The sequence below is a fragment of the Mumia sp. ZJ430 genome (genome assembly GCF_011751845.1).
In the GTDB taxonomy this organism is placed as follows: Bacteria; Actinomycetota; Actinomycetes; order Propionibacteriales; family Nocardioidaceae; genus Mumia.
On record NZ_JAAHFK010000003.1, the window covers coordinates 97,002 to 121,379 of the forward strand.

Here is a 24,378-nt window from a genome sequence, read left to right on the forward strand (position 1 = left end):
ATCGTGCTCCCCATGACGATCGCTGTGGCCTACACCCCTGACGAGTACGGCGAGGTTGCGTTGGAGCACGCGATCGCGTGGGCGCGCGACCGCGACGCACGTCTCGTGGTGATCAACGTGGCGAAGGACTCCCAGTTCCACGAGCACCACGACGTCGTCTCCGGATACGACCTCGAGCAGCTCCAGCACCGGCTCGGGTCGGAGGGGTTGCGCGAGCACGATGTCCGCCAGCCTGTGGGGGCCGGTGTCGCCGAGCTCGTGCTCGAGACCGCGGCCGAGGAGAACGCCGACCTGCTCGTCATCGGTATCCGCCACCGGTCGGCAGTGGGCAAGCTCATCATGGGGAGCGTCGCCCAGCAGCTGCTGCTCGATGCCCAGCTGCCGGTCTTCGCGGCGAAGCCGGGACAGCACCCGTTACGGTGAGGTCCGGTCGTCCCACCAAGGAGGCGACCGACCGGACCTGACGCGCTCCCGATCGGAGTTTCCCCATGTTCCGCAAGGTCGTCGTCGCCAACCGAGGCGAGATCGCGATCCGTGCCTTCCGCGCTGCGTACGAGCTCGGCGCGCGCACCGTCGCCGTGTTCCCGTACGAGGACCGCGGCTCCGAGCACCGTCTGAAGGCGGACGAGGCTTATCAGATCGGCGAGGTCGGCCATCCGGTCCGCGCCTACCTCGACCCCGAGGAGATCGTCGCCACCGCCGTCCGCGCCGGTGCCGACGCCGTCTATCCCGGCTACGGGTTCCTGTCCGAGAACCCCGCGCTCGCGAGCGCCTGCGCCGAGGCCGGCATCACGTTCGTCGGGCCGTCCGAGGAGGTCCTGCGCCTGACGGGCAACAAGGCCCGGGCGATCGAGGCTGCCCGCGCGGCGGGCGTCCCGGTCCTCGCGTCGGTGCCGCCGAGCCGCGACGCCGCCACGCTCGTCGCCGCCGCGGACGCCCTCCCGTACCCGCTGTTCGTCAAGGCCGTCGCCGGCGGCGGAGGCCGTGGGATGCGGCGCGTCGACGACCCGACGCAGCTGCGCGACGCGGTGGAGGCCGCGATGCGCGAGGCCGAGGGCGCGTTCGGCGACCCAACGTGCTTCATCGAGCAGGCCGTCGTCGACCCGCGCCACATCGAGGTGCAGATCCTCGCGGACGCGACCGGCGACGTCGTGCACCTGTACGAACGCGACTGCTCGGTCCAGAGGCGCCACCAGAAGGTCGTCGAGATCGCGCCCGCGCCGCGGCTCGACCCGGAGATCCGCGCGCGCATGTGCGCCGACGCCGTCGCGTTCGCGCGCGCGATCGGCTACACCTGCGCCGGGACGGTGGAGTTCCTGCTGGCGCCCGACGGGTCGTACGTCTTCATCGAGATGAACCCGCGGATCCAGGTCGAGCACACCGTCACGGAGGAGGTGACCGACGTCGACCTCGTCCAGGCACAGCTGCGGATCGCGTCCGGCGAGACCCTCGCCGACCTCGGGCTGCGCCAGGACGCGATCACCGTACGAGGTGCGGCGATGCAGTGCCGGATCACGACCGAGGACCCGGCCAACGGGTTCCGGCCCGACACCGGCCGGATCACCACGTACCGCTCCCCCGGCGGCGCCGGCGTCCGCCTCGACGGCGGCACCACGTACGCGGGGGCTGAGATCGGCGCGTACTTCGACTCGCTGCTCACCAAGCTCACCTGTCGCGGTCGCGACTTCGAGGCGGCCGTGGAGCGAGCGCGGCGCGCGATCGCCGAGTTCCGGATCCGTGGCGTCACGACCAACCTCACGTTCCTGCAGGCGGTGCTGAACGACGAGGAGTTCGTCGCCGGCGGCGTCACGACGTCGTTCATCGACCGGCACCCCGAGCTCCTCGAGGGCGCGCCGTCGGCCGACCGCGGCACGAAGCTGCTCGCCTACCTCGCCGACGTGACCGTCAACCGTCCGCACGGCATCTCGCCGGACGTGCTCGACCCGCGCGAGAAGCTGCCCGCCGTCGACCTCGGCGCAGCCGCACCCTCGGGCACGCGCCAGCAGCTCCTCGAGGTCGGGCCCGAGGCGTTCGCGCGGGCGCTGCGCGAGCAGACGGAGGTCGCCGTCACCGACACGACGTTCCGCGACGCCCATCAGTCGCTGCTCGCGACCCGCGTGCGCACGTACGACCTGCTCGCCGCGGCGCCCGTCGTCGCGCGGTCCACGCCACAGCTGTGGTCGATCGAGGCGTGGGGCGGCGCGACGTACGACGTAGCGCTGCGTTTCCTCAAGGAGGACCCGTGGAAGCGGCTCGCCGAGCTGCGCGCGGCGATCCCGAACGTCTGCCTGCAGATGCTGCTGCGCGGCCGCAACACGGTCGGCTACACCCCGTACCCGACCGAGGTCACCGACGCCTTCGTCACGGAGGCGGCCGCGACGGGCATCGACGTGTTCCGCATCTTCGACGCGCTCAACGACGTCGCGCAGATGCGGCCGGCGATCGAGGCCGTGCGCGCGACCGGGACGGCCGTCGCCGAGGTCGCGCTCTGCTACACCGGCGATCTGATGAACCCGGACGAGCCGATCTACACGCTCGACTACTACCTGCGGCTCGCCGAGCGGATCGTCGACGCGGGCGCGCACGTGCTCGCGATCAAGGACATGGCCGGGCTGTTGCGCGCTCCCGCGGCCGCGCGTCTGGTCACGGCGCTGCGCGCGCGCTTCGACCTCCCGGTCCACCTGCACACCCACGACACCGCCGGCGGTCAGCTCGCCACGCTGCTCGCGGCGATCGACGCCGGTGTGGACGCGGTCGACACCGCTTCGGCGTCGCTGTCGGGCACGACTTCGCAGCCGCCGATGTCCGCGCTGGTGGCGAGCACCGACCACACCGATCGGACGACCGGGCTGTCGCTGCGCGCCGTCAACGACCTCGAGCCGTACTGGGAGGCCGTCCGCAAGCTGTACGCGCCGTTCGAGGCCGGACTGCCGTCGCCGACCGGGCGCGTCTACCGCCACGAGATCCCGGGCGGGCAGCTGTCCAACCTGCGGCAGCAGGCGATCGCGCTCGGGCTCGGCGACCGGTTCGAGCAGATCGAGGACATGTACGCCGCCGCGAACGACATCCTCGGCGACATCGTGAAGGTCACGCCGTCGTCCAAGGTCGTCGGCGACCTCGCGCTGCACCTCGTCGCGGTCGGCGCCGATCCCGCGGAGTTCGCCGAGAACCCGCAGGCGTACGACATCCCGGACTCGGTGATCGGCTTCCTCGCCGGCGAGCTCGGCGACCCGCCCGGCGGATGGCCCGAGCCGTTCCGTACCCGCGCGCTCGAAGGCCGTACGGTCAAGATCGGCGAGACCGAGCTGGGCGCGGAGGACCGCGCGGGGCTCGCGGCGGATCCGCGGCCGACGCTCAACCGGCTGCTGTTCCCAGGGCCGACGCGCGACTTCGAGCACGCACGCGGGGAGTACGGCAACGTGTCGGTGCTGCCGACCGACGCGTTCTGGTACGGACTGCGCTCCGACGCCGACGTCGAGGTGAGGCTCGAGGAGGGCAAGACGCTGATCCTCGGGCTCGAGGCGATCTCCGACGCCGATGCGCGCGGTCTGCGCAACGTGCTGTGCACGCTCAACGGGCAGCTGCGTCCGGTCATGGTGCGCGACCGTTCAGCGGCCAGCGACGTCGTGACTGCGGAGAAGGCTGATCCGTCCGACCCGCTGCACGTCGCGGTGCCGTTCGACGGGGTGGTCACGCCCTCCGTGGCCGTCGGCGACACGGTCGAGCCCGGACAGCAGGTCGCGACGATCGAGGCGATGAAGATGGAGGCCTCGATCACGTCGCCGAACGGCGGCACGGTCTCGCGGCTCCTGATCGAAGGCCCGCGCCAGTCCGAGGGCGGCGACCTCCTCCTCGTCCTCGGCTAGCCCGCCCCGCCCCCGCCCCGTCCCGTCCCCGATTCGGGCACTTCGCCACTCTTTCGTCCAGGGAAGACGGTGGAAATCCGCCCGAATCGGGGACGGGACGGGCGGGGCTGTGGAGAGCGGCGTCGGCACCGCGCGAACGGACCCACCCTGCATGCGTGAAAGCCATCCCCGCATTGCTCTTCGAACGTCCGTTCACCCCGCGCGACGCCAAGTCCGTCGGAGTGTCACGACGCCAGCTCGACGGGAACCGTTTCGTACGACTGTTCCGTGGCGCATACGTCACCGCCGGGACGAGGCTCACACTCGTCGTCTGGATCCGTGCCGCACTGCTCCTGCTCCCGGACGACGCCGTCGCGAGCCACCTGACCGCATTGCGTCTCTGGGGCCTCGAGCTGCGCTCGCTGCTTCCGCTCCACTTCTCGACCAACACCGTGGCGCGCATCCGACGCGACGAGATCCGCCTCCACCGCCGCCGCGGCCGACTGCGCGCGTACGTACGCCAGTTCCTCGCGTGCACGGGGCCTGACCGGACATACGTCGACTGCGCCACGATCCTCAACGCTGTCGAGCTCGTCCAGGCCGCCGAACATCTGATCCACGCCGGCCACACCACGCTCGCGGAGCTCTCGACGTACGTCGGAGCGACCCACATCGACGGGGTCGTCCGCGCACGGCGCGCCTTCACCTACGTCCGCGAAGGTGTCGAGTCGCCGATGGAGACCCTCGTACGGCTCATGCTCGTCTTCGCCCGTCTCCCCGAGCCCAACCCGAACCCCGACATCCTCGACAACCTCGGCCGGTTCGTCGCACGCTGCGACCTTGTCTACTGGGACTACCGCGTGATCGTCGAGTACGACGGCGCGTGGCACGAACGCTCCAAGAAGCAGCGCGCACGCGACCGTACGAGGCGCGAGGCACTCGAGCGACTCGGCTGGACCGTGATCGTGGTCCTCGAGGACGACCTCACCAACAAGAAGGCGATCGTATGGCGCGTCTACGGAGCACTCCGCGACAACGGATACGAAGGACCGCGCCCGCACTTCAACGCCATGTGGACCCGCTGGTTCGTGTGACACCCGATGTCCCGTCCCCGATTCGGGCAGTTCCGCACCGAACTGATCCGCCGGATGGGTGGAGAACTGCCCGAATCGCGGACGGGGCCTCAGCGGGGCTGGTGGAGGCGGCGGGCGGCCTCGGCGACGGACCCGCTCATCGACGGATAGACCGTGAACGCGTTCGCGACCTGGTCGGTCGTGAGTCCCGTCGAGACCGCGAGCGACACCGAGTGGATGAGCTCGGAGGCCCTCGGTGCGACGACGACGCCGCCGATCACCGCGCCACCGCCGGCGCGGCAGAAGAGCTTCACGAAACCGTCGCGCACGCCCTGCATCTTGGCCCGCGGGTTGCCCGACAGCCGCAGCGTCACCGCCTCCGCGTCGATCTCGCCCGCGTCGACCTCCTTCTGGGTCACGCCGACGGTCGCGATCTCGGGAGCGGTGAAGACGTTGCTCACGACCGTGCGCAGGCGCAGCGGGTGGACCGCGTCGCCGAGCGCGTGCGCCATCGCGATCCGCCCCTGCATCGCCGCGACCGAGGCCAGCATCAGGACACCGGTGCAGTCACCGGCCGCATACACACCGCGCACCGACGTCCGCGACACGCGATCGACCTGGATGAACCCGCCGGAGTCGACCGTGACTCCGGCCGTGTCCAGCCCGAGCCCCTCACTGTTGGGGATCGAGCCGAGCGCGAGAAGGCAGTGCGAGCCCTCGACCTCGCGCCCGTCGGTGAGTCGTACGAGGACGCGGTCGCCCTTGCGCTCCACCGACTCCATCCGCGAGCGCGACAGGACGTTCATCCCACGACGCGTAAAGACCTCCTCGAGCACGACCGCGGCGTCCGGGTCCTCGCCGGGGAGCACGCGATCACGGCTCGAGACCAGCGTCACGTCGCAGCCGAGCGCCTTGTACGCCCCGGCGAACTCCGCGCCCGTCACACCGGACCCGACGACGATCAGGTGCTCCGGCAGCTCGTCGAGCTCGTAGACCTGCTCCCACGTGAGGATGCGCTCCCCGTCGGGGATCGCCGTGTCGACCACACGCGGGTGCGCGCCCGTGGCGAGCAGGACGATCTGGGACGACAGCTCCTCCGTCCCACCGTCGGCGCGCTCGACAACCACCGTCTCGGGCCCGTCCAGCCGAGCGGTTCCGGCGATCACCTGGACGTTCTCGCGCTCGATCCGGCGGCGGATGTCGTCGGACTGGGCCACGGCGAGCCGCTTGACACGCTGGTTGACCTGGCGCAGATCGACGACCGACGCGGACGTCGTACGGATGCCGAGCTCGCTGGAACCGGACACGTCGGTCATGAGGTCGGACGTGGCGATCAGCGTCTTGCTGGGGACACAGTCGGTGAGGACGGTCGAGCCGCCGAGCCCGTCGCGCTCGACGACGGTGACCTCCGCCCCGAGCTGTGCCGCGACCAGCGCAGCCTCGTACCCACCAGGTCCACCACCGACGATCACGACACGATTCACGTGGTCATTGTCTCGCACCCGGGACGTCGGGCACGTCGCGGCCGGGTACGGACGACCCCCGCTGTCGCGTACGCCACAGCGGGGATCGAGAGACCGGCGAAGGTCAGGCGGACATCTCCGCGAACAACGCCTCGTTGAGCGCGAACGCGACCTTGACCTCGTCGACCACGCGCTGCTTGGTCGCGGAGTCGAACGGGAGCGCGTCGAGGTTCGCGCGGTAGCCGTCCTTGAAGCGCTTCGGCTTCGGGATCTCCGGGAAGTCGTAAAACGACACGCCACCCTCGACCAGGCCGTACTCCCGCTGCAGGATGCGCCCGATCGCCTGCCCGCCCGAGAGGTCACCGAGGTAGCGCGTGTAGTGGTGCGCGAGATAGAGCACGGCGTCGTCGCGGGTCGCCGCGATCCGCTCGGCATAGGCGGTGGCGGCCGGGCCGACCGGCAGGTCGCGCCACGAGTCACCGGCCAGCACACGCAGATCGGCGTCGATCGCGTCGGCACGCATCAGCGCCTCGTCGACGACTGCAGCGGCGACCGGATCACCAGCCAGATCGAGACCAACGGTCTCCAGGGCGTCGTACACCGAAGCGAGCTGGCGCAGGAACACCGTGTAGGCCTCGACGGACGAGCGGCCCTCGAGAAGCTCGCTCATGAACGTCGAGCTCTCCGCGGACGTGTGCTCGGCGCGCGACCCCTCACGCATCAACGTCGAGAGCGCGTCCTGCGCAAGAGTCTCGGGTGCGGCGGTGACGGTCATGGGGAGGGCCTCCACGGGGCGTTCGAGGGACGGTCGTCGAGCAGTCCCAATAATATGACACACCGTCAGAATCGATAGGACATCGCGTCAGAACCAACCTGACGATGCGTCACTTTAACCCCGGAGATCACAGCCAGGCAAGGCTTACCTATGCTGGATACCAGCGAGGTTAGGTGAGCCTCATTCAGAGGCAGCCTCGTGGTCAGATCGGAGTGCCCCCGTGCGTCGCCGCCTTCTCTCGCTCGTCTCGCTCCTGTGCGCCGGCGCACTCCTCTCGGGCTGCGCCACCGGGGTCGACGGCGAGGCGGGCGCGATCGACGCGATCACCACCATCCCCTCCCTCGCCGACGTCGAGGTCTCGGCGTCGCCCAAGGACCTGACCGGCGAGATCAGTGTCGACCTCGGTGCCGACGAGCCCGAGCCGGTCACCACCGATCCGACCCGGACACTCCCCGTCACGGTCAAGGACAGCCAGGGCACACGCGTCGCGGTGAAGTCCGCAGACCGCGTCCTCGCGCTCGACCAGTACGGCACGCTGTCGCAGATCGTGTACGAGCTGGGTCTCGGCGACACGCTCGTCGGACGCGACGTCTCGACGCAGTTCACCCAGGCCAAGGATCTCCCGCTCGTGACCCACAACGGTCACGAGCTCAACGGCGAGGCGATCCTCGACCTCTCCCCCGACCTGATCATCACCGACACCTCGCTCGGGCCGTGGGACGTCATCGAGCAGGTCCGCGACGCCGGTGTCCCGGTCGTCGTCGTCGACAGCAAGCGCAACCTCGACAACGTCGCCGCGCTGATCGCCCAGGTCGCCTCGCCGCTCGGCGTGCCCGAGGCCGGCAAGGCGCTCGCCAAGCGGACCGCCGACGAGGTCGCCGCCGTGCGCACCGTCGTCGACCAGAAGGCGCCGAGCGCCGTCCAGGACAAGCTCCGCACGGTCTTCCTGTACGTACGGGGGCAGAGCGGCGTCTACTACATGTTCGGCGAGGACTCCGGGGCCGACGCGCTGATCTCGGCCACAGGAGCGTACGACGTCTCCGCGGAGATCGGCTGGAAGGGCATGAAACCGCTCAACGACGAGGGCATCGTCGCCGCCCAGCCGGACACCATCATCATGATGACCAAGGGCCTGGAGTCCGCCGGCGGCGTCGACGGGCTGCTCGAGCGCTACCCGTCGCTGGCCAACACACCCGCCGGCAAGAACCGTCGCTTCCTCACGATGCCGGACAGCCAGATCCTCAGCTTCGGGCCGCGCAGCGCCGACGTGATCAACGCACTCGCCGTCGCGATGTACGCCCCGGAGTCGCTGCAATGACCACCGTCGACCCGACGATCTCGGCCCGGTTCCGCCTCAGCGCGACTGTCATCCTCTTCGCCGGCCTCGCGGTCGCGCTCGTCGTGCTCGCGCTGGTCTCGGCAGGGACCGGCCAGCTCGCGATCCCGCCCGCGGAGGTGCTCGGCTCGTTCCTGCACCGGCTCGGGATCGACGTCGGACCGATGCCCGCCCACCCGCAAGGCGATGCCGCGCTGTGGAGCATCCGTTTCCCGAGGGTCGCGATGGCGATCCTCGTCGGCGCAGCGCTGTCGGCGGCCGGGGCGCTCATGCAGGGCGTGTTCGGCAACCCTCTCGCCGAGCCGGGCGTGATCGGAGTCTCCTCGGGTGCGGCGGTCGCCGCTGCCTGCGCGATGGTCTTCGGCTTCACCGCACTCGGTACGTGGACGGTGCCGGCGCTCGCCTTCGTCGGCGGCCTCATCACCACGGTCGCGGTCTACCTGCTGTCGCGCTCCGACGGCCGTACCGAGGTCGTCACCCTCGTACTCACGGGCATCGCGGTCAACGCGGTCACCGGAGCCCTGCTCGCGCTGATGATGTTCCTCGCCGACACGCAGGCACGCGAGGAGATCGTGTTCTGGCAGCTCGGCAGCCTCAACGGCACCCGCTGGGAGTACGTGGGCGTGGTCGCACCGCTCGCCGTCATCGGCATCGCCGGGGCGTTCCTGCTCAGCCGCAAGCTCGACCTGCTCGCCCTCGGCGACCGCGCGGCGCGCCACGTCGGAGTCGACGTCGAGCGCCTGCGCATCGGGGCGATCACCCTGGTCGCGTTGCTCACCGCGGCGGCCGTGGCGTTCTGCGGGATCATCGCCTTCGTCGGCCTGGTCGTCCCGCACCTCATGCGCATGGTCGTCGGTCCCGGCCACCGACTGCTCCTGCCGGCCAGCGTCCTCGGCGGCGCGGTTCTGCTGCTCGCCGCCGACCTCGTCGCCCGCACCGCCGTCCCCTACGCCGAGCTGCCGATCGGGATGCTGACGTCGCTCATCGGAGGCCCGATGTTCTTCTGGCTGCTGCGCCGCACCCGTCGTACCTCGGGAGGCTGGGCATGACCGCGCGCGCCACGCTGCAGGTCCTCGGCGGCTCCGTCTCGTACGGGCCGGCCACGATCCTGCGCGAGGTCGACCTCGACGTGCACCCGAGCGAGCTGCTCGTGCTCGTGGGCCCCAACGGCGCGGGGAAGTCGACACTCCTCGGCGTCCTCGCGGGCGACGTGGCGCTGTCGCAGGGCAAGGTGCTCCTCGACGGCGAGCCCCTCGGGTCGCGCCGCGCCGGAGAGCTGTCGCGGCGCCGCTCGGTCCTCCTGCAGGAGCACCGGCTGTCGTTCCCCTTCACCGTCGCCGAGGTCGTCGCGATGGGCCGCGCACCGTGGCACGGGCGTGACGAGTCCGACTCGGACGACGCGGTGGTCGCCGACGCGATGCGCCGTACGGACGTCGAGCGGCTGTCAACACGCAAGTTCCCCACGCTCTCCGGCGGCGAGAAGGGCCGTACCTCGTTCGCACGGGTGATGGCCCAAGAGGCGCCGATCGTGCTGCTCGACGAGCCGACCGCCGCGCTCGACATCGCCCACCAGGAAGCCCTGCTCACCGAGGCGCGCCGACTCGCACGCGAGGGCCACTCGGTCGTCGCCGTGCTGCACGACCTGTCGCTCGCGGCCGCGTACGCCGACCGCGTCTGCATCCTCGCCGGCGGCCAGGTCCGCGCCGACGGACCTCCGGCCGACGTGCTGCGTCCGGACCTGCTCAGCGACGTGTACGGCCACCCGGTCGACGTCTTCACCCACCCGCGGACGGGCGACCTGATCGTCACGCCGCTCCGTACCCCCGTCGAGGAGGTCGTCCGATGAACCCGCTGCTCCGCCGTGGCCTCGCCGGCACCACCGCGCTCGCGCTGGCAGGCCCGATGGTCGCGCTCACCGCGGCGCCCGCCCACGCCGCCGCCCGGATCACCGTCACCAGCTCCGGAGGCAAGGCGACCGCCGCCACCGACGGCGCGACCACGTTGACCGTCAAGGGTCGCGGGTTCCAGTCGATCGAGGGCGGCGCCGGCGGCATCTATGTCGCGTTCGGCTGGGTCTCCGACCCGACGGGCGACTCCTGGAAACCGTCGCAGGGCGGTGCGACCGGCGACGACTACCGCTACGTGCCGGACAGCGAGTCCGCCGACAACGCCGGCCACCAGCGCTTCCTCGCCTTCCCCGGCTCGGACACGGCGTCGTCGGCGAACGGCACCCTCAGCGCCTCGGGCGGGTTCACGACGACGCTCAGCGTGCCGGGCGCACGCTTCTCGTCGGTCGACCGCTCCGGCAAGGCCGTCGAGGTGGACTGCACCGAAGTCACGTGCGGTGTCCTCACGATCGGCGCCCACGGCATCAAGAGCCCCCGCAACGAGACCTTCACCCCCGTACGCTTCGCGGCCTCGTCCGGGAGCACGGTGACCCAGCCGTCGGCGGGCGCAGCGGTGCCGGCCGACGCCGCTCCGACCGCCGCCACCCCGACCACGCCCGCGCGTACGGGCACGGCGGCGGTCGCCGTCGATCGCGCCACCGCCGTCGTCGGCCGTGTCCTCACCTTCACCGGCACGTCGTTCCAGCCCGGCGAGCAGGTCGTCGCGACACTCGACGACGGGGTCGCCGCGGTCGGTCCGCTCGCCGCGGGCCAGTCCGGTGAGGTCGCCGGCGTCCTCCAGCTCCCGGCGACGATCGAGCCCGGCACGCACGTCATGCGGCTGACCGGCGCCGCCAGCGGAGCCGTCCCGGAGGTCACCTTCGCGATCGCGGCGGCGCCGCCGGTCGTGGACGCGACGGCCGCCGAGGCAGCTGACGAGGGCCCGACGACTGCCGCCTGGGTCTTCCTCGCGGTCGCCGGCGTCCTCCTGCTCGCCGCCGTCGTCGGCGCGGTCCTGCGCGTACGGCGCGCGCGTCGCGCCCAGGCGACCCAGGCGTCGTCGACAGCACAGGCACCGTCGACCGATCCCGCGGAGGCGGTCCGATGACCCGCCGTCTGGCCGTGGCCGCCTCGATCGCTCTCGTCGCCCTCGCCACCCCGCTCGTCCCGGCCGCCGCTGACGGCGCTGACGGCGCGAGCCAGACCACCGCCCGCGAGGTCACCGGCGCCACCCTGCGCTGGGGCCTGTCGAACGAGGTGAACAACAGGGCGTTCGCTCCCGGATCCTTCAACTTCATGTCCGCAGGCACGATCTCTGACCCCGGCAAGGGCGGCCAGACGATCATCTCCGCCGACTCGTGGTCGAACGGGAAGCCTGCGGGCTGGAAGGCCTCGTCGGGCAACGTCGCGCTGGAGAAGAAGACCACCTCGGGCTCGTACGCACCCGCGACATGGAGCGGGCTCACGACCTCCCCAAGCGGAGCCCCGATCGCCTCGCCGACCAGCGGCACGTTCACCGACCACCAGATCGTGCTGTCCGAGGGCTCCGGTTGGGTCGATCCGGACACCGGTCGTGCCTCGCTCTCGTGGCGGGGATCCTTCACCGTCGTCTTCTACTCAGGGATGTCGTTCTTCTCCGTGTCCGACCCGGCACTGAGCGTCGACCGGGACGGTACGGGCGTGCTCACCGCAACGCTCAGCGGCTTCGGCTCCAGCCTCGCCGACCCGTCGGTGTGGAAGCCCGTGGCGGCGAAGAAGGTCACGCTCGCGACGCTCCCGGAGGTCCAGCTCGGCGCCGACGGCACCACGGCGACGCCCTCGTACGAAGGGGTGCGCAACGGCGCGGTCGACCAGAACGTCACGAAGCCAGGCTGGGGCTCGTGGCCGACGTCGTTCGTCGCGTGGCTCGCCGGTGCCGGCTCCGGCTCGTACTGGTACTCCTCGGGCGGTGCGGTCGATGCCAACAAGCCGCCGCTGCCCGTCCACGTCGCGTGGGAGCTCGGCGACGTGCTCGACACGGATCCGCAGGACCCTGGCGTGCCGGAGGATCCCGATCCTCAGGTCCCGACACCGACCACCCCGACACCCGAGAACCCGGCACCGTCGCCCGCTCCTTCAGGTGACGACAAGGCGACCAAGACGTTCAAGGTCTCCGACGCGCAGCTCCGCTGGGGCCTGAACAGCGAGATGAGCAACTCCGCATTCGCCCCGGGGACGTACAACTTCTTCTCGGCGGGCACGGTTCCCAACCCCGGTCGCGGTGGCCAGACGTTGCCCCAGGGCAGCTGGAAGGCACGCGCGGGCAACGTCCGGATCGAGAAGGAGACGGCGAACGGCGGCCACCACCTGGCGACCTGGGACGGCCTCCGCACGACGCCGAACGGTCAGCCCCTCGGCGCCACCACCAACGGCCTCCTCAGCGACCACACGGTCGTCATCGACGGCGGCACCGGCACGGTGAACCCGACGAAGAAGACGGCGATGATCCGCTGGAAGGGCACCTTCACGGTGCTCCTCTACAGCGGCATGTCCTACTTCACGATCACCGACCCGGTGCTCACGGTCAGCAAGGGCGTAGCCCGTCTCGACGGCACGCTCGGCGGGTACGCGTCCGACCGCAACGACACCTCCGTCTGGAAGCCGCTGTCGCCGACGTCGGCCCGGCTCGCCGATGCCTCGGTCCGGAGCCTGTCGAACGCCCGCGGGTTCACGGTGACGCCGCGGTTCACCGGTGTCCGGTACGAGGCTCCGGGCGGCGCCGTCGCCCAGAACCGGGACGCGTCGGGTTGGGGGGCTTTCCCGACATCGTTCGTCCGCTTCCAGGAGAAGGTCGGGACAGCCTCGTACTGGTACAGCAGCGGCGCCTCCACCGATCGCTTCAAGTCGGCCCTGCCGATCACCTTCAGCTACGACGCCGACAAGCCCGCGAGCGCTCCGAAGGGGGGCATCCCGACCGGCGGTGAGGACGACGCCGGCTCCGGGACGTCGACCGGCTCCACCGGCTCGGGGCTCGGCACGCCCGCCGCCCCGTTCGGATCCGCAGCTCTGCCGCCGGCCGCGACCGACGCCCGTACGGTCGTCGGCGCGACGGTGCCCGTCGGCACCACCGAAGGCATCCGCCCGGTCGCCCAACCCCTCGGGGGGTCGTCCCCGACCTGGCCCTGGTGGGCCGGCGGCGCCATGGCTCTCGGCGCGCTGCTCGTCACCGCCGGCTCGCGCGCATTGACCCGACGCACCTCCTGATCTGTCTCACCCCCATCCCCACACGAAGGGAAGCACCACCCATGTCCACGTCCCTCCCCCGGCGGTTCCGGCGCCTCGTCGCCGCCACCGCCGCGACCGCCCTCGCGGCCGGCACCCTGGCTCTCGCAGCCAGCCCCGCGCACGCGGCACCGAAGCTGATCGACGACGCCACGTTCACGTGGGCCCTGTCCAACGAGGCCGGCGGCGGCGCCTACGACGGCAGCTGCAACTTCCTCTCGGCCGGTGAGGCCGGCAGCACGGGATCCTCGCGTCCCTGGACCGAGACGGACAGCTTCTACCAGACGACCGCCGGCAACGTCTCGATCGTCAAGCCGAACGCCGCCGGCGATGAAGTCGCTCCCACCTGGGCGACCAAGTGCCTGGATCGCACCGGCGCCCCCGTCATCGCGGCCAACCCCGCATCGACGAGCGAGAACAAGGTCGTCATCACCGACGGCGAGGGCACCGTCGACCCGGCCGCGGGTACGGCGACGATCCAGTGGGACGGCGCCTTCACCGTCGCCTTCTACGCCGGCAGGACGTACTGGACGGCGACCGACCCGAAGCTGACCGTCGCTACCGACGGCACCGGTACGGTCACCGCGACCGCCTCCGGGTACGCCGCGGACATGGACGATCCCACCCAGTGGACGGCGGTGCCGTCGCGCACGGTCACGCTGGCGACACTCGCGGGCGTGGACGTCACCGCGTCCGGCATCGACATCACGCCGACCTATCGAGGCGTTTCGGTCACCACTCCGGCAGGGGCAGCGGCGCAGACGACGACCGGCGCGTCGTGGGGCTCGTTCCCGCAGAGCTTCGTCGACTTCCACGGCCTCACCGGCCAGTCGTCGTACTGGTACTCGACGGGGAGTCAGCGCGACATCGCGAAGGTTGCCAACCCGATCGCCGTCGACTACACCGTCGCGCCCGACCCGGCACCGGCGAAGGTGACGGTCAGCAAGACGACGATCCCGACGACCGGTGAGCACGAGATCACCGTCACCGGCTCCGGTTTCGATCCGTCGCTGGCTACCGGCACCCGTCCGCCGCTCGCCGGGAAGCCTGTCGGCACCTACGTCATCCTCGGCACCGTCGCCGACACCTGGAAGCCCAGTGCGGGCGCGACGTCCTCCGCCCGCAAGGCCATCTCCCAGAAGTGGGCCGTGCTCGCCGGCGACATGGCCACCATCGGTGGTCCTGGCGCGGGCGCGATCGAGCTGAAGGCCGACGGCACGTTCTCGACGACCTTCACCGTCTCCAAGTCAGCGGTCGACGCCGCGCCTGACAAGCTGGCGAACCTCGGCGTCTACACCTACGCCGCCGGCGGTGCGACCCAGGCCGCGTACGAGACGTTCACTCCGATCGCGTTCAAGGACCCGGCGCCTGCCGCCGTCACCTCCACGACGACGCTGACCGCCCCCGCCAAGCTCGTGTACGGCCGTACCGGCACCGCCACGGTCGCCGTGAAGGCGCCGAAGGCCGTCGCCGGCTCGATCCAGCTGCTCGACGGCGCGAAGGTCATCGGCACCCGTCCGGTCGCCTCGGGCAAGGCGTCGTTCGCGCTCCCGAAGAACCTCAAGGTCGGCGCGCACCGCCTGTCGGCGCGCTTCGTCTCGAGCAACGCGGCGGTCGTGAAGCCGTCCACCTCGGCGGCTCGTACCCTCACCATCACCAAGGTCGCCACCAAGACCGCCGTGAAGGTCACCAAGAAGCCGACCCGCAAGAAGGCCGGCAAGGCCAAGGTCACCGTCTCGGGCTCCCCGAAGGCGAACGGCAAGGTCACGCTCGTCATCAAGGGCAAGGGCATCAAGAAGACCGTCCGCGCCACCGTCAAGAACGGCAAGGTCGTCGTGAAGCTGCCCAAGCTGGCGAAGAAGGGCACCTACAAGGTGACTGCGACGTTCGCCACGACCGGCACCCACGCGGGCTCCAAGAAGACCGTGAAGGTCAAGGTCACGAAGTAACGGACGTACGTCCCGACAACATGACCCGACGTTCCACCCCGGATCTGGGGGTGGAACGTCGGGTCATGTTGTCGGGTCGTACGTCAGGCCTCGCGGGCGCCGACCGCGCGGAGGACGAAGCGCTCCGTGACGGCGACGGCGGAATCGCGCTCCGTCCCCTCGCCGTGGGTGACCTGGCGCCCCTGCAGGCACGCGAGCACGAGCGCCGTGGTCGCGCGCAGGTCGTCGACGACGAAGGCGCCCTGCTCCATGCCGTCGGAGAGCACGCAGCGCAGCAGGTCCTCGACGACGATGACGTGCTCGCGCATGTGCAGCAGCGCATCGCGCGAGAGCACCGAGTAGAGCTGTGGGCCGAGCCCCATGTGCATCTCGCGGGAGAGCGCGACGTGCATGCGCACGTATGTCCGGAGCTCCTCGACCGGGCCGTCGGCCTCGGCGAGCGCGCCGCGGATCGCCTCGACGTACTGATGGGTCTCCTCCATCGCGAACGCGAGGAGGATCGCCTCCTTGTCGGCGAAGTGGTTGTAGATCGCCGTACGGCCGATCTCCGCGCGGCTCGCGACGTCGGCGAGCCGGACCGCGTCGTAGCCGCGCTCGGTCAGCAGCTCACCGAACGCGACGAGCACGCGGCGTCGTGTCTCGATCCGGTGGGCGGCCAGGTTCTCGCCTATGATCTTGGGCACCCCGCCAATCTACCGGCCCCCGGGACCGCCTGAGTTAGTGTGCCGAGGTGAGTGTCGAAACCATGAGCCCCGTTGAACCTTTGGACCGCCCCCGCTCCCCCGAGGAGATGGCGACCGCCGCCGCAGAGGTGCTGCGTGAGCGCACCGGAGGAGACCACGACGTCGCCCTCGTGATGGGGTCCGGCTGGAAGCCTGCCGCCGACGTTCTCGGCGCCCCCGAGCACGAGTTCCCCACGACCGACCTGCCCGGCTTCGTGGCGCCGTCGGTCGCCGGCCACGGAGGGACCGTCCGCTCCGTGCGCGTCGGTGACACCCGCGTGCTGGTCTTCCTCGGCCGGACTCACCTGTACGAGGGTCACGGCGTCGACGCGGTCGCGCACGGCGTCCGTACGGCAGCGGCGGCAGGGTGCCGCGCCGTCGTTCTGACCAACGCGTGCGGCGGCCTGCGTCCGGAGTGGATCCCGGGCACGCCCGTCCTCATCAGCGACCACATCAACCTGACCGCGACGTCGCCGCTGCACGGTCCGCAGTTCGTCGACCTGACCGACCTGTACGCCAGTCGTCTGCGCTCGCTGTGCCTGGAGGTCGACCCGACGCTCGCGCAGGGCGTGTACGTCCAGTTCCCCGGCCCGCACTACGAGACGCCCGCCGAGATCGGCATGGTCCGTGCCATCGGAGGCGACCTCGTCGGCATGTCGACCGTCCTCGAGGCGATCGCGGCCCGTGCGGCAGGCCTCGAGATCCTCGGCATCTCCCTCGTCACGAACCTCGCGGCCGGCGTCACCGGCGAGCCGCTGAACCACGAGGAGGTCCTCGCGGCGGGGGCCGCCTCCGCTCAGACGATGGGGCACCTGCTCGCGTCGGTCGTGGGCCGCATCTGATGCGTGTCCTGGTCACCGGCGTCTGCGGGGCGATCGGCAGCACGGTCGCTCCCGCCCTCGCGGCGCAGGGCCACGAGGTCCGAGGCCTCGACCTGGTTGCCCCGGACGACCGCCTCGCGGCCGCGCTGAGCGCCGGCATGCTCGTCGGCGACGTCCTCGACCCCATGCTCGCCGATCAGGCGGTCGAGGGGGTCGACGCGGTCGTGCACCTCGCCGGCCTGCCGGAGGAGTCCACGCTGACCGACGAGCTGACGTCGCACGCGCACACCACCGCGGTCCTCCTCGACGCGATGGTCCGCCACGGTGTCGACCGGTTCGTCTACGCCAGCAGCAACCACGCCGTCGGGATGGTCCCACGCACGGACCGGCTGGAAGCCGAGGTGAGGCCGCGGCCGGACACCTTCTACGGTGTGGCGAAGGTCGCCGCAGAAGCGTTGATGAACCTGTACGCCGACCGCTTCGGGATGACCGCCGTCGCCCTGCGGATCGGCTCGTTCCGCGAGGAGCCGACGACTCGCCGTGCGCTGTCGACGTGGCTCTCGCCCGGCGACGCGGTCCACCTCGTCGAGGCGGCGCTGACGACCGACGAGTCCGGCTTCATCGCCGTCTACGGCATCTCTGCCAACACCCGCGCGTGGTGGGACCTCGGGCCGGGGCGACGCATCGGGTACGCCCCGCGAGACAACGCCGAGGCGTTCGCGGCCTCGATCCCCGACCGCGAGGAGGACGAGGCCGAGGGCGACCGGGTCGGTGGCCCCTTCGCGGTGATGCCGCTGGGGAGGCCGCTGCCGTGACGAGCCCCGACCCGACCCCGAAGGACCTCGCCGAGGCCTGGCTCGCTCAGGACCCTGACCCGCAGACCCGTGACGAGCTGCGCGTGCTGCTCGACTCCGGTGACGAGGCGGAGCTCTCCACGCGCTTCGCCGGCCGTCTGGTCTTCGGCACAGCGGGCCTGCGCGGTCCGCTCGGTGCCGGCCCGACCCGGATGAACAGGGTCGTCGTCGCCCAGGCAGCCGCAGGCCTGGCCGCGTACCTGCGCGCGCACGTGGACGAGGCCCCGACCCTCGTCGTCGGGTACGACGCGCGCCACAACTCCGCGATCTTCGCGCGCGACACGTGCGAGATCGCAGAGGCTGCGGGCGTCCGTGCGCTGCTGCTTCCCGAAGCGCTCCCGACGCCGGTGCTCGCCTTCGCGATCCAGCATCTCGGCGCCTCCGCAGGCGTGATGGTGACCGCGTCGCACAACCCGCCGCAGGACAACGGCTACAAGGTCTACCTCGGAGACGGCAGCCAGATCGTGCCGCCCGCAGATGTCGACATCGCCGAAGCGATCGCCGCCGTCGGACCGGTCGACTCCCTCCCCCGCGACGAGGCGTACGAGGTCCTGACCGACGAGGTCCGAGAGGCGTACGTCGCTGCCGTCGCGGCGCTGCCGGACGCTGGCCCCCGCGAGCTCGTCGTCGCGTACACACCCCTGCACGGCGTCGGTCTCGCGACCGCGGCGGAGGCCGTCCGTGCCGCAGGCTTCGAGGCACTCCACGTCGTCGAGGAGCAGGCCGATCCGGACCCGGACTTCCCGACGGTCTCGTTCCCCAACCCCGAGGAGCCCGGCGCGACCGACCTGCTGCTCGCGCTCGCCGACCGTGTCGGTGCCGACCTCGCCCTCGCGAACGACCCCGATGCCGACCGCTGCGCCGTCGCGGTGCCGACCCCTGCCGGCTGGCACCAGCTGTCCGGTGACGAGGTGGGCGTCCTCCTGGCCGACTTCCTGCTGCGACGCGGTGTCGCGGGGACGTACGCAACGACCATCGTCTCCTCGTCGCTGCTCGGGCGGATGGCCGAGGCGTACGGGCAGCCGTACGCGGAGACGCTCACCGGCTTCAAGTGGATCGGCCGCGTCCCGGGCCTGGCGTACGGGTACGAGGAGGCGCTCGGCTACGCGGCGGCACCGGCGATCGCGCGCGACAAAGACGGCATCTCCGCGATGGTGCGGATGCTCGAGCTCGCCGCCGAGCTGCGCGTGCAGGGCCAGACCCTGCGCGACCGCCTCGACGAGATCGCCGCACGCTTCGGCGTCCACGCGACCGACCAGCTCTCCGTACGGGTCGACGACCTCACGCTGATCACGCAGGCGATGGCACGGCTTCGTGCCGCGCCTCCGACCGTCCTTGGGGGCTATGCCGTCGAGCACGTCGACGACCTCGAGGCGGGCAGCGAGAGCCTGCCTCCGACGGACGGGCTGCGGCTCGTGCTCGCGGAGGGCGGACGGGTGGTCGTACGCCCTTCGGGGACCGAGCCCAAGCTCAAGTGCTACCTCGAGGTGGTCGTCCCTGCCGACGACGGCGTCGACGCCGCACGGATCGCGGCGGCTGCCCGCCTCGACGCGATCCGAGCCGACCTGTCGACAGCCCTGGGACTGTGAACCCGCGATGACCGCGCCCGTCCTGCGCCGCTTCCGGGGAGGCGACGTGGGGCGGCTCCTCCTCGCATGGGTCGGCGGCACACTCACGCTCGTCGTGGTCGACTGGGTGCTGCACGACCTGGAGTTCACCGCGTGGTGGACCCCTGCCGTGGCAGCGGCTGTGATCGGCCTCGTCGGGCTCGTGCTCCAGCCGCTGCTCGTCGCGGTGGCGGCGCGGGTCGGCTGGGTCGCTGTGATCGCGCTCGCCGTCGTCGGCCAGGCGGTGGTCGTCGCGGTGGCGCTCGCCGTCGTCCCCGGCATCGTCGTCGAGAGCTGGTGGGCCCCGCTGATCGCGGCCTGGCTGGCGGCGCTCGTCGGCTCGCTGCTCGCCTGGCTGAGTACCGCGGGCACCGACGAGGGGTTCGCGGTGGCGCTCGCGCGCCGCGGTCGCCGTTCGCGACAGCATGGAGACGGGCCTGACGAGGACGGTCTGCTGGTGGTCCAGCTCGACGGTGTCGCCTACCCCGTCCTCACCTGGGCGCTCGCCGCCGGCAACATGCCCACGCTGGAGCGGTGGCTGCGCGAGGGCAGCCACACCCTGCACGAGTGGCGACCGACGACGCCGTGCACGACGCCGGCGAGCCAACTCGGGATCTTGCACGGCTCGGCGGAACGGGTGCCGGCGTTCCGCTGGTACGACCGTGAGCTCGGCCGCGTCCTCACCGCCAACCACCCCGCCGACGCCGCGGTGATCGAGCAGCGGGCACAGGGTCCGGGCCTGCTCGCCGACGGCGGTGTCTCGGTGTCGAATCTCTTCAGCGGCGGCGCCGACCGTACGGCGATGGTGATGTCACGCCTGCGCAACGGCCGCGGCACGACGATCACCCGCGAGGCCGTCGCGTGGTTCGCGGTGCGGCCCGACGGGCTCGCGCGCAGCCTGTTCCGGACGCTCGCCGAGGTCGTGCGCGAACGCACCCAGTCTGCGCGCCAGGCGCACCGTGACGTCCTGCCCCGGGTCAAGAGGGACTGGACCTTCGCGTTCCTGCGCGCGGGGTCCAACGGCATGGTCCGCGACCTGTCGACGGCGGTGGTCGCGCAGGAGATGCTCCGCGGGACGCCGATCCTGTACGTGGACTATGTCGACTACGACGAGGTCGCCCACCACGCGGGGGTGTTCCGTCGCGAGGCGCTCGCAGCGCTCGAGGCCCTCGACGGCGTGCTCGCGACGCTCGAGACGGTCACCACGCACTGCCGACGGCGCTACCGCATCGCCGTCGTGAGCGACCACGGCCAGTCGCAGGGCGCGACCTTCCTGCAGGTGCACGGGGCGACGCTCGCCGACCTGGTCGCTGAGCTGACCGCCGGGTCGGTGGAGGCCGTCCAGGCGAGCAACGAGGACTACGCCCGGCTGCGCGCGCTCGCCGAGGAGATGGCGGGAGCCGGCGCCGGCTCCGGCACGGCGCGCCGCGCCGCCGAGCGGATGGACCGTCGTACGGGCAGCTCCGCCGCCGACCCCGACGCTCCCGCGCGCGAGGCCGACGGCGCGAGCGACCTGATCGTCCTCGCGTCGGGCAATCTGGGTCTCGTCAACGCCCGCTCCGACCAACGCTTGGTGCTGCAGGAGATCGACGAGCGCTGGCCGCGCCTCATCCCCGGACTGGTCAACCACCCGGCGATCGGCTGTGTGATCGCGATGACCGTGGACGAAGGACCGGTCGCGATCGGGAGCGACGGCATCCACGCGCTGCGTACGGGCAAGGTCATCGGCGACGTCGACCCGCTGGCCGCGTACGGGGAGGGGGCGCGCGAGCGCATCCACCCCGCGTCCGAGCGGCCCGAGGCGCCGGACCTTTACGTCGTGAGCGCCTGTGACCCGGCGACCGGGACCGTCCACGCGTTCGAGGAGCTGGTCGGCAGCCATGGCGGGCTCGGCGGCTGGCAGGACCGCGCCGTGCTGCTCGCGCCGGCCGAGCTCGCGCCGCCGCCCGACGACCTGCTCGGCGCCGACGCGATCCACCGCGTCCTTCGAGGCTGGCGCGACGAGCTGGTCTGACGCCACACTCCCCCTCTGTCGCCCCGTCTCGCGCGGACGTCATACGTCTCGCGGGGCGCAACCCGCGAAACGTATGACGTCCGGTGGAGGGGGCGGCTCAGACCGAGCGCTGGTACGCCCGGAACGCCCGGGTGGCGAGCCAGCCCATCACGGCCGCGACCACGAGCAGCAGGGCGAGCCGCCCTCCGACGACCGACCAGTCCGGGCCCGCCGACAGGGCCTCACGGGAGGCGACCGCCGCCCAGTCGACCGGGTTGAGGCGAGCGACGGTCGCCACCCAGTCCGGCATCAGCGGGGCCGGGAGCATCACCGAGGACAAGAACGTCAGCGGGAGCGTGAGGAACTGCGAGATGCCGATCAGCGCCTCCTCCTGTCGTACGAGCAGCGCCACGGCGTTCGACAGCGCCGCGAACACCGAGCCGAGGAGCACCGCCGCCACGACCACCACGAGCCACCCGAGCGGCCCACCCTCGAACCGCGCCCCCACGACGACGCCTGCCGTCAGCACGATCAGCGACTGGAGCGCGATCGTCACGGCCTGCGACGCGAGCGAGCTCAGCATCAGCGCCGACCGCCCGACCGGAGACGTGAGGTCGCGATCCATGACGCCGCGGTCCATCGCGACGATGAAGCCGGTCCCGGCCCACCCCGCCGAGAACATCGCCGTCATGACGACGACGCCCGGCGTGAGGTAGGTCATGTACGAGGCACCCCCGAACCCGGGGAGCTCGACGACGTTGCGGAACAGCTGGCCGAACAGCAGCAGCCAGACGAGCGGCTGGATCAGCGAGAAGGCCAGGTACGCCGGCTGCCGCACGAGGTTGCGCAACGACCGCCGGGTGAGGAGCTCGGTGTGCACGAGCATCGTGGTCATGCCGCCACCCCCTCGGACTCGGCACGGTCGATCCCCGCACGCCCCGGCCCGTCGCCGCTGCCGAACGCGCGTCCGGCGTAGCGCAGGTAGACGTCGTCGAGCGACGGTCGCGCGACGGTCACCGCGGCGAGCCGCAGCGACGCCGCGTCGAGCGCCGCCATCACCCGCGGCAGGGCGACTGCACCGTCGTCCACCCGCGCGCGCAGCAGCCCTGCCGTACGGGTCAGCTCACGGACCCCGGGCAGGTCGCCGAGCGCCCGCTCCGCCGCGTCGACATCGCGGCGCTCGGCGAGCTCGACGGCGATCGCGTCGCCCGACAGCCCCCGCTTGAGCGTGTCCGGTGTCCCCCGTACGACGGCACGGCCGTCGTCGACGATCACGAGCTGGTCCGCGAGCTGGTCGGCCTCCTCGAGGTAGTGCGTCGTGAGCAGCACCGCAACCCCGTCCGCTGCCGCCAGGCGCGAGATCTCCGCCCACATGTCGGCCCGCGCCTCGGGGTCGAGCCCGGTGGTCGGCTCGTCGAGGAAGAGCACCTGCGGCCGGTGGACCAGGCTCATGGCGACGTCCAGCTTGCGCTGCATGCCCCCGGACCACGTCCGCGCGAGGCGCCCCGCTGCGTCGGCGAGACCGAAGCGTCCGAGCAGCTCGTCGGCCCGCGCCCGGGCCTCGCGACCAGAAAGTCCGTACACGCGTCCGGCGAGGACGAGGTTCTCGATGCCGGTGCCGACCGGGTCGAAGGCAGGTTTCTGGGAGACGTAGCCGAGGGCGCGTCGGACGTCGGCGGCCTCGCGGACCACGTCGAGTCCGGCGACCGAGGCGGTCCCCGAGTCTGCTCGTGACAGCGTGGTGAGGATCTTGACGGTCGTGGACTTCCCGGCGCCGTTGGGCCCGAGCAGCCCCAGCACCGTCCCGGGCTCGACCTCGAGGTCGAGCCCGTCGAGGGCCCGGACCTCATGGTCTCGGGCGCGATAGGTCTTGGCCAGGCCGGTGGCGGCGATCGCCGGTCCCGACCGCTGTGGATGTGGCATGGCAGGTCTCCTTCTGATGAGGAGTCCGCCACCGGTGCCGTAGCCTGGAGATGCAGCCTTCGGGGCTCGGCGCCTGCGTCGGACTCGAGGGTGACGGTCCCCGGTCGATGGCAGTCGGCCGGGGACCTCTCTTCGTCCGCCCGCACGGGTGCGCGGGCGGAAGTCGGTGGTCAGGGCCCGGACATCAGCACTCCGAGCTCGGGGAACTCCTCGACGAGCCGCCGCTCCGCCTCCTGCGGGTCGGCACCCTCGGCGCGCAGCTCGTGCATGCGTCGCCAGATGCTGATGCCCTCGAACGTCTCCGTGCGCAGGTCGGCAAGCAACGCGGCGACGAACTCACGCTCGGCGGCGCGGACGGCCTCCTGGTAGTCGCTCTCGAGGACGAACAGCCGAGGGAAGCCATCGGGCAGCGCCTGACGGATCGCGTCGTACGCCCGCGACTGCAGCGTGAGCTCGGACAGCCGGCGCTCCAGGAGCGGCACGACGTCGTCGGGCGGCAGCGTGGCGATGAGCGACAGGGCGGCTTCGAAGTCGGTGAACTGCGGAGTCGACTCGCTGAGGAGCTCGCTGAGCCAGTCGGTCATCACGATCTCGCCGTCCGAGGTGATCTCGTAGACCGTGCGCTCGGGACGCCTCCCCTCGCGGACGGTCTCGCGCGCCGCGATGAGGCCCTTCTTCTCGAGCGACTCGACCACGGAGTAGAGCGACCCGTAGTTGAGCCGGATGCTCTCCTCCTTGTGCCGCTCGCGCAAGGTGCTCGACATCTCGTACGGGTGCATCGGCCGCTCGGCCAGCAGGCTGAGCACGGCGAGCGCGAGCGCGTTCGTCGGGCGTCGTACGGCCATCGCTCTCTCCCTCCGACATCGAGTA

The 24,378-nt window shown here is 71.5% G+C and carries 19 protein-coding genes; 13 read left to right on the forward strand and 6 right to left on the reverse strand.

The window, feature by feature from the left end:
• The first annotated feature begins 12 nt into the window (after window positions 1–12).
• From HCT63_RS12675 to HCT63_RS12685, 3 genes are all read left to right on the forward strand, one after another.
• Window positions 13–423, forward strand: coding sequence for a universal stress protein (locus HCT63_RS12675; RefSeq protein WP_167005269.1), 411 nt, complete (start codon window positions 13–15; stop codon window positions 421–423).
• 65 nt (window positions 424–488) lie between these two features.
• On the forward strand, window positions 489–3,866 hold the full coding sequence (locus HCT63_RS12680; protein WP_167005272.1) for a pyruvate carboxylase: 3,378 nt from the start codon (window positions 489–491) through the stop codon (window positions 3,864–3,866).
• 155 nt (window positions 3,867–4,021) lie between these two features.
• Window positions 4,022–4,939 carry a DUF559 domain-containing protein gene (locus tag HCT63_RS12685; protein WP_167005275.1) on the forward strand — a complete coding sequence of 306 codons (918 nt, stop codon included), beginning with the start codon at window positions 4,022–4,024 and terminating at the stop codon, window positions 4,937–4,939.
• 89 nt (window positions 4,940–5,028) lie between these two features.
• Here the strand turns inward: HCT63_RS12685 and HCT63_RS12690 are convergent, their stop codons facing one another.
• Both HCT63_RS12690 and HCT63_RS12695 read right to left on the reverse strand, forming a co-directional pair.
• Window positions 5,029–6,402: an NAD(P)H-quinone dehydrogenase gene (locus HCT63_RS12690; RefSeq protein ID WP_167005278.1), complete on the reverse strand. Its 1,374-nt coding sequence runs from the start codon at window positions 6,400–6,402 to the stop codon at window positions 5,029–5,031.
• 103 nt (window positions 6,403–6,505) lie between these two features.
• On the reverse strand, window positions 6,506–7,156 hold the full coding sequence (locus tag HCT63_RS12695) for a biliverdin-producing heme oxygenase (protein ID WP_167005281.1): 651 nt from the start codon (window positions 7,154–7,156) through the stop codon (window positions 6,506–6,508).
• Window positions 7,157–7,376: 220 nt separating this feature from the next.
• Between HCT63_RS12695 and HCT63_RS12700 the strand changes: the two genes are divergently transcribed.
• Genes HCT63_RS12700 through HCT63_RS12725 form a run of 6 tightly spaced genes read left to right on the forward strand, consistent with a single transcriptional unit; the run spans window position 7,377 to window position 15,588 of the window.
• Complete coding sequence (locus tag HCT63_RS12700) at window positions 7,377–8,474, forward strand: ABC transporter substrate-binding protein (RefSeq protein ID WP_167005285.1); 1,098 nt, start codon at window positions 7,377–7,379, stop codon at window positions 8,472–8,474.
• Window positions 8,471–9,541 (forward strand): iron ABC transporter permease, encoded by a 1,071-nt coding sequence (locus HCT63_RS12705; protein ID WP_167005288.1) that lies wholly within the window; start codon window positions 8,471–8,473, stop codon window positions 9,539–9,541. The genes HCT63_RS12700 and HCT63_RS12705 overlap by 4 nt, the downstream gene beginning before the upstream one ends.
• Window positions 9,538–10,338 (forward strand): heme ABC transporter ATP-binding protein, encoded by an 801-nt coding sequence (locus HCT63_RS12710; RefSeq protein ID WP_167005291.1) that lies wholly within the window; start codon window positions 9,538–9,540, stop codon window positions 10,336–10,338. The genes HCT63_RS12705 and HCT63_RS12710 overlap by 4 nt, the downstream gene beginning before the upstream one ends.
• The gene (locus HCT63_RS12715) at window positions 10,335–11,486 is read left to right on the forward strand and encodes a hypothetical protein (protein WP_167005293.1); all 1,152 of its coding nucleotides are present in this window, start codon (window positions 10,335–10,337) and stop codon (window positions 11,484–11,486) included. The genes HCT63_RS12710 and HCT63_RS12715 overlap by 4 nt, the downstream gene beginning before the upstream one ends.
• Complete coding sequence (locus tag HCT63_RS12720; RefSeq protein WP_167005296.1) at window positions 11,483–13,621, forward strand: hypothetical protein; 2,139 nt, start codon at window positions 11,483–11,485, stop codon at window positions 13,619–13,621. The genes HCT63_RS12715 and HCT63_RS12720 overlap by 4 nt, the downstream gene beginning before the upstream one ends.
• A 41-nt stretch (window positions 13,622–13,662) precedes the next feature.
• Window positions 13,663–15,588, forward strand: coding sequence for an Ig-like domain repeat protein (locus tag HCT63_RS12725; RefSeq protein WP_167005299.1), 1,926 nt, complete (start codon window positions 13,663–13,665; stop codon window positions 15,586–15,588).
• An 83-nt stretch (window positions 15,589–15,671) separates the two neighbouring features.
• Here the strand turns inward: HCT63_RS12725 and HCT63_RS12730 are convergent, their stop codons facing one another.
• Complete coding sequence (locus HCT63_RS12730; RefSeq protein WP_167005302.1) at window positions 15,672–16,271, reverse strand: TetR/AcrR family transcriptional regulator; 600 nt, start codon at window positions 16,269–16,271, stop codon at window positions 15,672–15,674.
• A 62-nt stretch (window positions 16,272–16,333) separates the two neighbouring features.
• On the opposite strand from HCT63_RS12730, the gene HCT63_RS12735 reads away from it, so the two are divergent.
• From HCT63_RS12735 to HCT63_RS12750, 4 genes are read left to right on the forward strand one after another with little or no spacing between them, the layout of a single operon-like run.
• A complete protein-coding gene (locus HCT63_RS12735; protein WP_167005305.1) occupies window positions 16,334–17,152 on the forward strand; it encodes a purine-nucleoside phosphorylase in 819 nt (272 codons plus the stop codon).
• Window positions 17,152–17,946 carry an NAD(P)-dependent oxidoreductase gene (locus HCT63_RS12740; RefSeq protein WP_167005308.1) on the forward strand — a complete coding sequence of 265 codons (795 nt, stop codon included), beginning with the start codon at window positions 17,152–17,154 and terminating at the stop codon, window positions 17,944–17,946. Before HCT63_RS12735 ends, HCT63_RS12740 begins: the two co-directional genes overlap by 1 nt.
• A complete protein-coding gene (locus tag HCT63_RS12745; RefSeq protein ID WP_167005310.1) occupies window positions 17,943–19,574 on the forward strand; it encodes a phospho-sugar mutase in 1,632 nt (543 codons plus the stop codon). The genes HCT63_RS12740 and HCT63_RS12745 overlap by 4 nt, the downstream gene beginning before the upstream one ends.
• 7 nt (window positions 19,575–19,581) lie before the next feature.
• Window positions 19,582–21,606, forward strand: a complete 2,025-nt coding sequence (locus HCT63_RS12750; RefSeq protein WP_167005312.1) for a phage holin family protein — start codon at window positions 19,582–19,584, stop codon at window positions 21,604–21,606.
• A gap of 97 nt (window positions 21,607–21,703) precedes the next feature.
• On the opposite strand, the gene HCT63_RS12755 is transcribed toward HCT63_RS12750, so the two are convergent.
• The 3 genes from HCT63_RS12755 to HCT63_RS12765 form a co-directional block, all read right to left on the reverse strand.
• A complete protein-coding gene (locus HCT63_RS12755) occupies window positions 21,704–22,480 on the reverse strand; it encodes an ABC transporter permease (protein ID WP_167005314.1) in 777 nt (258 codons plus the stop codon).
• Window positions 22,477–23,508: an ATP-binding cassette domain-containing protein gene (locus HCT63_RS12760; RefSeq protein ID WP_167005315.1), complete on the reverse strand. Its 1,032-nt coding sequence runs from the start codon at window positions 23,506–23,508 to the stop codon at window positions 22,477–22,479. The genes HCT63_RS12755 and HCT63_RS12760 overlap by 4 nt, the downstream gene beginning before the upstream one ends.
• Before the next feature lie 170 nt (window positions 23,509–23,678).
• Complete coding sequence (locus HCT63_RS12765) at window positions 23,679–24,353, reverse strand: helix-turn-helix transcriptional regulator (RefSeq protein ID WP_167005318.1); 675 nt, start codon at window positions 24,351–24,353, stop codon at window positions 23,679–23,681.
• Window positions 24,354–24,378: the final 25 nt, after the last annotated feature.

What these genes read in the sequence shown, in the direction of transcription:
- HCT63_RS12765 (WP_167005318.1), bottom strand. Translation starts at nt 24,353, where the DNA reads ATGGCCGTACGACGCCCGACGAACGCGCTCGCGCTCGCCGTGCTCAGC.
- HCT63_RS12675 (WP_167005269.1), top strand. Translation starts at nt 13, where the DNA reads ATGACGATCGCTGTGGCCTACACCCCTGACGAGTACGGCGAGGTTGCG.
- HCT63_RS12680 (WP_167005272.1), top strand. Translation starts at nt 489, where the DNA reads ATGTTCCGCAAGGTCGTCGTCGCCAACCGAGGCGAGATCGCGATCCGT.
- HCT63_RS12695 (WP_167005281.1), bottom strand. Translation starts at nt 7,156, where the DNA reads ATGACCGTCACCGCCGCACCCGAGACTCTTGCGCAGGACGCGCTCTCG.
- HCT63_RS12750 (WP_167005312.1), top strand. Translation starts at nt 19,582, where the DNA reads ATGACCGCGCCCGTCCTGCGCCGCTTCCGGGGAGGCGACGTGGGGCGG.
- HCT63_RS12705 (WP_167005288.1), top strand. Translation starts at nt 8,471, where the DNA reads ATGACCACCGTCGACCCGACGATCTCGGCCCGGTTCCGCCTCAGCGCG.
- HCT63_RS12720 (WP_167005296.1), top strand. Translation starts at nt 11,483, where the DNA reads ATGACCCGCCGTCTGGCCGTGGCCGCCTCGATCGCTCTCGTCGCCCTC.
- HCT63_RS12725 (WP_167005299.1), top strand. Translation starts at nt 13,663, where the DNA reads ATGTCCACGTCCCTCCCCCGGCGGTTCCGGCGCCTCGTCGCCGCCACC.
- HCT63_RS12710 (WP_167005291.1), top strand. Translation starts at nt 9,538, where the DNA reads ATGACCGCGCGCGCCACGCTGCAGGTCCTCGGCGGCTCCGTCTCGTAC.
- HCT63_RS12740 (WP_167005308.1), top strand. Translation starts at nt 17,152, where the DNA reads ATGCGTGTCCTGGTCACCGGCGTCTGCGGGGCGATCGGCAGCACGGTC.
- HCT63_RS12715 (WP_167005293.1), top strand. Translation starts at nt 10,335, where the DNA reads ATGAACCCGCTGCTCCGCCGTGGCCTCGCCGGCACCACCGCGCTCGCG.
- HCT63_RS12735 (WP_167005305.1), top strand. Translation starts at nt 16,334, where the DNA reads ATGAGCCCCGTTGAACCTTTGGACCGCCCCCGCTCCCCCGAGGAGATG.
- HCT63_RS12755 (WP_167005314.1), bottom strand. Translation starts at nt 22,480, where the DNA reads ATGACCACGATGCTCGTGCACACCGAGCTCCTCACCCGGCGGTCGTTG.
- HCT63_RS12760 (WP_167005315.1), bottom strand. Translation starts at nt 23,508, where the DNA reads ATGCCACATCCACAGCGGTCGGGACCGGCGATCGCCGCCACCGGCCTG.